The sequence below is a fragment of the Stenotrophomonas sp. 3diitr2024 genome (assembly GCF_042136455.1).
Taxonomy (GTDB): Bacteria; Pseudomonadota; Gammaproteobacteria; order Xanthomonadales; family Xanthomonadaceae; genus Stenotrophomonas; species Stenotrophomonas sepilia.
In genome coordinates this window covers 1-2,744 of the sequence record NZ_JBHHMJ010000617.1, presented here as the reverse complement: position 1 = coordinate 2,744, position 2,744 = coordinate 1, and the positions used below count along the sequence as shown (strand labels likewise).

Genomic DNA, 2,744 nt, shown 5'->3' with positions numbered 1-2,744 from the left:
TGCCGGCCGCTGGCCGGCTCCCCTTTGACGCCCAGATACCGAAGGGATGCCGGCCATCGGCCGGCATGACCCGCAGCCAGGCATGGCCTGGCGCTACTGATCCGGCTTCACCCTTGCCACCCGTTTCCGGTACTCATACACGTTGTCACCGCGGATACGCTTGTCCTCGGTGCCGGTGATCCGGCCGACCTGCTGGTCCGAGCCGGTGACCGGTTTGGCCTCGATCTCGGTCTCGTGTTCGAAGGAGTGCGATTTGTCGGTGTTGCGGTAATAGCGGTACAGCGCCCAGTACAGCGCGGTTGCGCCGGCCGGACCTGCCGCCAACAGCCAGAGGCCACTGTCGTCGCTCATGTCGATGCCACCAGGAAGGCAATTGCGAGGGCTTCAATGACGGTGCCGGTGGCCAGGGCCGCCAGCAGCATCTTCCATTGCTGCACGGGCACGCTGCCCATGGTTTCGCCGGTACGGCCGTTCACCGCGATGTAGTGCAGCATGCCGCCGTTCTTGCCGGGCTGGTGGTAGGAGTACAACCACACCGGCAGGTACATCGAAACCCAACGAGTGCCATGCACCTCCAGCTGTTCCTGTTCCCAACGCACGCCACGGTTGTAGCGCCTCACCGAACCTTCCACCTGCGCGCGGGCGATCGACAGCAGCTGGTCTTCCAGCCGCGGCCGCAGCTTCTCCACGTCGAGGTTGCGCTTCTCAGAGGTGAAGCCGGCCAGGTATGAGGCGTTCCATTTCACCGCGTTCTTGGTGTCGAACGGCAGGATGGTGTTGATGATGTTGTTGGTGTTGGCGCGGGTATCCAGATTGCCGCGCTCGGCCGAGGATTCCAGGGGCAGGTCATCAACCGTGAAATCCACCTGGCGTTCGACCTGGTAGACATCTGCGTCGTACAGGGTGCGCTTGTTCTTCTCGCTGCCGACCGTGTATTGCCGGGTCTGGATCTCGCCCTTGCCGGCCACGGCCGCGCTGACATTGCTGTCCACGATCATGTAGGGCAGGAACACGCCCACCACGTTCTCCGGGGTGAACTGCTCCTTGAACGCCTTCAGCGCGAACATGCGGCGTTTGTCGACGAACTGGCGGATGCGCGCGACCGCATCGTCCTTCTTGATGTGGAAGGGCAGCACCGCATCGGGCACCGCACCATTGCTGATCTGTTCGTTGACGCCGAAGACGTGGCGGCACCAGTGGCAGCGCGCCGTCATCGTGCTTTCGGTATTGACCGTGACTTCGGCACCGCAGCCCGTGCACTTGAACGTCATCAGCGCCGAGGTGTCGGCGTCGATGTCACGCGCGCCGGAGGCGATGACCGTACCGCGCAGCTGGTCGATGGCCTCGCCCAGCCCGAATTCCTCCTCGACGCGCGCGCCATGCCATTCGTGACGGCAGTACAGGCAGACGAGGATATCGGTGCCGGCCTTGGGCCGGATGTCGGTGGCGCCGCACTTCGGGCAGCGGTTAAGGCCGTCCTTCAGCTCGCTGGCTGAGGTATCGATGGCTACAGGATCGGGCGCTTCCACTTCATCGCGGATGGCCTGGGGCAGCTTCGAGGTGTCCAGCGGGAAGCTGCCGGGCAGGGGAGGGACGTCCTGCGGTGAACCGGGCCCATCCAACGACGCCGCCGGCAAGGGCGGCGGCGTCGCGGGCGCGGATCCGGGCAGCGGCGGTGGGCCGTTTCGGGGATCGGACATGTTCGTTGTGCGTCCTGCTGTTACAGGCCCAGTGCCTTTGCTTTCAGGGCGTCGTAGTCGCCCTGGGTGATCAGGCCCAGGTCCAGCATTTCCTTGGCCTTCTTCAGCTTGGCCACCGGATCGTCGGCAGCCGGCGTGACCGGCTGCTGCATGCCGCCGACACCGAACATGCCCGAGGCCATGCCGACACCGACCAGGCCAGCCGCACCGCCGTTCTCGCCGGCCGACTGGATGCCCTGGGCGACGCTCGCCTGCAGGTTGGAATTACCGCGCGAGCCGGACAGCGCATCTGCGCGCTGGACGGTCTTCAGCAGTTCGCGGGTGTTGGCGTCGTACTCGATCGAGACAATGGCGGTCTTGACGATGGCCAGGCCGCGATCGGACTTCCACTGGTAGCCCTGCTCGACGGCGGCCGACAGGCTCTGTGCAAAGCCCAGCGAGTCCTGCTGCAGCTTGGTGATGCGGTTGCCCTTGCCCGGATCGTTCGTGTACAGGCTGAAGGCCGGTGCCAGCGAACCGACCACTTCATTGAACAGCTGGCTGGCGGCGGCGTTGTCCAGGTCGGTGAAGTCGAACACCTGGCCCGGCTGCAGGTAGCTGCCCGGCACGAAGTTCTTCACGAACAGGATCGGGTCGACGATCTTCAGCGTGTACGAGCCGCGCGTGACCGCGCCCACCTGGGTATTGAGGAAGCCATCGTCCCAGTAGATTTCCGACTGGGTACCGAAGCGGTTGTCCGGCAGCTCCTTCAGCGAGACGAAATAAGCCGCCTGCTGCGAACCGGGCTGGCCGCCGAACTTGAAGCGTTCCCAGCTCTGCTTGATGAAGGTGCTGACCAGACCGTCGCCGGCGAAGATCGACTGCGAGTTGGGATCGTCCGAACGCCACTCGTAGCCGCCCGGTTCGGCGACGAACGCGGTGATCGCGCCGTCCTGGAACAGCAGCAGGCCGTAGCCCTCCGGCACGATGATCTTCGAGCCGTTGGTGATGATGTTGGACGAGCCGCTGGTGTTGGAACCGCGGCCGGCGTTGGTGCCGCGCGGC

At 64.9% G+C, this 2,744-nt stretch carries 3 protein-coding genes; all 3 read right to left on the bottom strand.

What is annotated here, in order from left to right:
* Nucleotides 1-93 precede the first annotated feature (93 nt).
* Complete coding sequence (locus tag ABGA94_RS16045; protein WP_005416661.1) at nucleotides 94-351, bottom strand: hypothetical protein; 258 nt, start codon at nucleotides 349-351, stop codon at nucleotides 94-96.
* Nucleotides 348-1,700, bottom strand: coding sequence for a membrane protein (locus ABGA94_RS16040; protein WP_032954186.1), 1,353 nt, complete (start codon nucleotides 1,698-1,700; stop codon nucleotides 348-350). Before ABGA94_RS16040 ends, ABGA94_RS16045 begins: the two co-directional genes overlap by 4 nt.
* Nucleotides 1,701-1,720: 20 nt before the next feature.
* The coding region (locus tag ABGA94_RS16035) for an SPFH domain-containing protein (protein ID WP_375367785.1) at nucleotides 1,721-2,744 on the bottom strand (1,024 nt) is incomplete at its 5' end.

What these genes read in the sequence shown, in the direction of transcription:
- ABGA94_RS16040 (WP_032954186.1), bottom strand. Translation starts at nt 1,700, where the DNA reads ATGTCCGATCCCCGAAACGGCCCACCGCCGCTGCCCGGATCCGCGCCC.
- ABGA94_RS16045 (WP_005416661.1), bottom strand. Translation starts at nt 351, where the DNA reads ATGAGCGACGACAGTGGCCTCTGGCTGTTGGCGGCAGGTCCGGCCGGC.